Source organism: Thermoplasmata archaeon (genome assembly GCA_035632695.1).
Taxonomy (GTDB): domain Archaea; phylum Thermoplasmatota; class Thermoplasmata; order RBG-16-68-12; family RBG-16-68-12; genus RBG-16-68-12.
Map to the genome: position 1 here is coordinate 1 of DASQGG010000103.1, position 4,904 is coordinate 4,904.

The following is a 4,904-nucleotide window of genomic DNA, read 5'->3' on the forward strand; positions in this document are numbered from 1 at the left end:
CTCGCCGCCATCCTCATCTATCTCGTGCTCACGCGGGTCTCCGAGGTTCCTCGCGAGTCGGGCGGGGTTCCGCAGCCGGATACCGGACAAGAGCAGCCACCCTGACCAGGCACGGTGCGTCTCACTCTCCGGCGCGGCTCAAACCTTAAGACCCCTGGCCTCGTTGGTCCCTGGCTATGGTCCTCGAGAAGCTCGGAGAGGGCCTTCGTGCCGCGTTGAGGAAGATCGCGGGTGCGAGCTACGTCGACGAGGCCCTGATCAAGGAGATCGTCCGGGACATCCAGCGGGCGCTCATCCTGGCCGACGTGAACGTCCAGCTCGCCCTCACGATCACGAAGAACCTCCAGCACCGCGCGCTGAACGAGACGCCCCCGCCGGGGATGAGCCCGCGGGAGCATGTGGTCCGGATCATCTACGAGGAGCTCGTGAAGATCCTCGGCCAGACGCGGGACGTCCCCCTGGAGAAGCAGCGGATCCTCCTCGTGGGCCTGTACGGTCAGGGCAAGACGACGACTGCGGGGAAGCTCGGGAAGTTCTTCCAGAAGAAGGGGCTGTCCGTCGGCCTGGTCGCCGCCGACGTCCACCGACCCGCGGCCTACGATCAGCTCAAGCAACTCAGCGAACAGATCAACTCGGGCTTCTACGGTGAACCGGGCGAGAAGGATGCCGTGAAGATCGCGAAGCACGGGCTCAAGACACTCGAGGCCCTCGACGTGCTCATCGTGGACACGTCGGGCCGCCACGCCCTCGAGCCCGACCTGATCAAGGAGATCGAGTCCGTCGCCAAGGCGGTCCAGGCGAACGAACGGCTCCTCATCCTCGACGCGACGATCGGACAGCAGGCGGGTCCCCAGGCGAAGGCGTTCCACGACGCGGTCCAGATCACCGGGGTCATCGTCACGAAGCTCGACGGCACCGCGAAGGGCGGCGGCGCCCTGTCCGCCGTGGCCGAGGTCCAGGCGCCCATCGTCTTCATCGGGGTCGGGGAGAAGATCGACGACCTGGAGAAGTTCGAACCGCCCCGGTTCATCTCTCGCCTCCTCGGGATGGGGGATCTCGAGACACTCCTGGAGAAGGCCCAGGAGGCGATCGACGCCCAGAAGGCCGAGGAGCTCACGAAGAAGATCATGGCGGGGAAGTTCACCCTCCACGAGATGTACGAGCAGATCGACATGCTCAAGGGGATGGGCCCCATGGGCAAGCTCGCCTCCCTGATCCCGGGCATCTCGGGGAAGATGAAGGACTCCGAGATGGAGGGCACGCAGAAGAAGCTCGCCCGGTTCAAGGTGATCATGGACTCCATGACGGACCAGGAGATGAGCGAGCCCAAGCTCGTCAAGTCGTCCCGGGTGCAGCGCATCGCGCGCGGGGCCGGCGTCGCGCCGCGCGACGTGAAGGAGCTCCTCCGGCACTACGAGATGTCCCGCAAGGCGATCAAAGGCTTCGCGGGGAACCGGAAGATGCGCCGCCAGCTCCTTAAGCAGCTCGAGGACAGCGGCGTGGACGTGGGCGCGCTCGACAAGGAATGACGTCGTCGTCCCCGCGACAAGCTATATAGGCCCCCGGAGGGTACCGGGCCGCGGGAGGAGGCTCCGTGGACATCAAGGAATGGATGACCCCGCAGGAGAAACAGTTCTTCGACGACCTCGAGTCCGAGGCGGAGAACATGCTTGTGGGGGCCCGCGCGTTCCGCGCGATCTTCGATGACTTCTCACACCTCGCCGACCACCGGAAGCGGATCAAAGACATCGAGCATCGGGGGGACGAGATCGTCCACCACATCTATGGCGCGCTCAACCGGGCCTTCGTCACGCCCCTCGCGAAGGAAGACTTGGGCGGCCTCGCGACCCGGCTCGACGACGTATTGGACTACATCAATGGCGCCGCGACCCGCCTCGCCGTCTACGAGATTGACCGACCGACGCAGGCGATGATCGATTTCGCGGACCTCATTCTCAAGGCGGCCGAGCAGATCCGGGCAGGGATGAAGGCCGTGCGAGACCCGAAGGCCGAGGACGCGGTCATGTCCTGCACGATCGAGGTCAACCGCCTCGAGAACGTGGCGGACGATCTGCTCATGACGTCCCTCGCCGAGGTCTTCAAGTCGGGTGACCCCGTGCGGATCATCAAGTTCAAGGACATCTACGAGTACCTCGAGATCGTCACGGACCGCTGCGAGGACGTCGCGAACATCCTCGAGGACATCGTCGTGAAAGGCGGTTGAATCTCGGAGGGGCGGGATGGGAACAGCCGCGGCTCCCCCGGAGGTGGCGGGGAGCCCCACGGCGACTCGAACCCCTGTCCATCAATGGCGGTCCAAAGCCCTCGCCCGCGTCTCGACCCGCGGGGCCGTGTGGGTCTGGCACGGGCTGATCGTCGGCTTCTTCGGCTTCTTCGTGCTCCTTCCCACGCTCTACGTTCTCGGCTATGTCGCCGTGGACTGGGGCGGGGTCCAGACCATCTTCGCGGACCCGGTCCTCGCGGGCCGCATCGTCCCGGCCATCGCGTACTCGTTCGGTGTCGCGGGCATGGTCGCCCTCTTCGATCTCGTCGCCGGGCTGCCCCTCGCCTGGCTCCTCGTCCGCCATGACTTCCGTGGGAAGAGCTGGTTCGACACCCTGATCGACTCGCCCCTCGCCGTGACGACCGCGGGCCTGGGCTTCAGCGTGGTCCTGTTCTGGGGGCTCTCCCCGACGATCACCCAGCATCCTCCCGGTTCGCTCGGCCTCACGAACAGCGCGTTCCTGATCCTGGTCCTGCTCCACCTGACGACGACGTTCCCGTACATGGTGCGCTCCCTCGCGGCCATCCTGCAAGAGATCGACATCGAGTACGAGAATGCGGCGCGGGCCGCGGGAGCGAGCCGCCTCACCGCGGCGAGGACGATCACCCTTCCCATGTTCCGGTCGGGGATGGCCACCGGGCTCCTGCTCGTGCTGGCGAAGGCCCTCAGCGACACGGGAGGCGCCCTGACGGCGCTCACACTCATCGGCGCGGTGAACGCGGACGCGAGCGTTCCCACGAACCTCTATGCTCCGTTCACCGGCAACGGAACGGCGCTGATCGGGATCTGGAAGAGCTTCGCGACCCATGCGGGCACCCCGGCCTTGGTCACGACGGAGCTGAACGGAGGGCTCGCGCTCGTCAGCGCCCTCATGATCGTCTTGGCCCTCGTCCTGCTTGTCGGGGTCAAGTATCTCGCGGTGCGGCTCCGGTTCCCCCTGCACCGAGTGTGGCCCATCGCGGAGCGGCGCCTGAGCTCGCGCCCCTTCCCGCGGCTCCGAGACTTCGGTGCCTTGGCGGCCCTCGTTTTCTTCATTCTCGTCCCGTCCTTCTTCTTCTTGCTCTTCCTGCTCGTCGCGACGCCCACGATCGCGCTGGATTGGGGACGGTTCTGGAGCGCGGTGGGCATCTCCTTCCTGATCGGGGGTGTGGCCACGGGGATCGACCTTGCGATGGGAGTCCCGCTCGCCATCCTCATCACGCGTGGGAGGATGCGCTGGCTCGGCCGCATGCTCGACGCCCTCGTGAACGTCCCCTACATCGTGCCGAGCGCGGCCCTGGGGATCTCCCTGAGCCTGTTTTGGAGCGCGCAGAAGACGATCGTGCCCTCGCTCCTGATCCTGGTGACCCTCGCGCACGTCGCGTTCACTTTCCCCTTCGTCGTGCGGAACGTCGTCGGCGCGCTCGAACAGCTCGACCCCGCCACGGAGGAGACGGCCCGGACGCTCGGCGCGAAGCCGATCCAAGTGTTCCGGCGCGTCCTGCTCCCCGCGATCCGGCCGGCGATTCTCGCGGGGGCGATCATGGCCTTCACGCGCTCCCTCGGAGAGACGGGCGCGACCCAGGCCGTGGCGGGTACGGGCCTCGAGACGATCCCCCTCCTGATCGTGAACATCATCACGTCCAAGACGCCGCAGTACTACGAGGCCGCGCTCGCCCAGCTCGCCCTGCTCGGGGTCTCCTTCGCGGCGATCCTCGCCCTGCGGCTCGTCATCGAACGGAGGCGCGGACGTGGCTGAGGTCATCCTCGAGCGCATCTCGAAGTCGTTCGGGAAGAAACAGGCCCTGCGCGACGTCGACCTCCGCATCCGCGACGGGGAGTACCTCGTCGTCCTGGGTCCCAGCGGGGCTGGCAAGACCACCCTCCTGCGGACGATCGCAGGCCTCCTCGATCCGGATTCCGGCCGAATCCTCATGGACGGCCGGGATGTGACGCATCTTCCTGCGGACGTGCGGCAAGCTGCCTTCATGCCCCAGACCTACTCCCTCTTCCAGCACCTGACGGTCTGGGAGAACACGGCCTTCTCGCCGACCGTGAAGGGCTGGCCCGAATCGGACCGCGACCTCCTCGCGCGGGAGATGCTCTCGATGGTCCACTTGATCGACCGCTCGGACTCGTACCCGCGCGAACTGAGCGGCGGGATGCAGCAGCGGTGCGCGCTCGCCCGCGCCCTCGCAGCTGGGTCCGAGGTCCTCCTGCTCGACGAGCCCCTTAGGGCCCTGGATGCCCGGCTGCGAATCGAGCTGCGATCTGAACTTCGGTCCTTGATCCGCCATGTGGGCACGACGACGATCCACGTCACCCACGACCAGGAGGAGGCGCTCGTCGTGGCGGACCGGATCGCGGTTCTCCGGAACGGTGAGCTCGTCGAGGTCGGACCCTCCGAATACGTCTACTCGAAGCCGTTCTCGCCGTTCGTCGCCAACTTCCTCGGCGAGATGAACTTCTTCGAGGTCGAGTCCTTCCCCGGCGACGCGGGAAGCGTGCGCCTCGTGGCGGGCGGCACGAACCTGACCGCCCGCGCGCGTGAAGGGCTCTCCGGCCGGGTCCTTGCGGGCATCCGCGCCGAGGTCTGCGGCGTCCTGCCGCAGGAGTGGGGCGCGGGGCAGGGCGTGGAGGG

At 66.9% G+C, this 4,904-nt stretch carries 4 protein-coding genes; all 4 read left to right on the forward strand.

The features are described from left to right. Positions 1-176 precede the first annotated feature (176 nt). Positions 177-1,529: a signal recognition particle protein Srp54 gene (locus tag VEY12_07175; GenBank protein HYM39909.1), complete on the forward strand. Its 1,353-nt coding sequence runs from the start codon at positions 177-179 to the stop codon at positions 1,527-1,529. A gap of 65 nt (positions 1,530-1,594) precedes the next feature. Beyond that, positions 1,595-2,224: a DUF47 family protein gene (locus VEY12_07180; protein ID HYM39910.1), complete on the forward strand. Its 630-nt coding sequence runs from the start codon at positions 1,595-1,597 to the stop codon at positions 2,222-2,224. Positions 2,225-2,240: 16 nt separating this feature from the next. Further along, positions 2,241-4,022 carry an ABC transporter permease subunit gene (locus VEY12_07185; GenBank protein ID HYM39911.1) on the forward strand — a complete coding sequence of 594 codons (1,782 nt, stop codon included), beginning with the start codon at positions 2,241-2,243 and terminating at the stop codon, positions 4,020-4,022. Next, a partial coding sequence (locus VEY12_07190) for an ABC transporter ATP-binding protein (GenBank protein HYM39912.1) occupies positions 4,015-4,904 on the forward strand: 890 nt, incomplete at its 3' end. The genes VEY12_07185 and VEY12_07190, both read left to right, overlap by 8 nt.

Bases quoted from the DNA above. Each gene is read 5' to 3' on its own strand.
- VEY12_07175 (HYM39909.1), top strand. From the start codon at position 177: ATGGTCCTCGAGAAGCTCGGAGAGGGCCTTCGTGCCGCGTTGAGGAAG.
- VEY12_07185 (HYM39911.1), top strand. From the start codon at position 2,241: ATGGGAACAGCCGCGGCTCCCCCGGAGGTGGCGGGGAGCCCCACGGCG.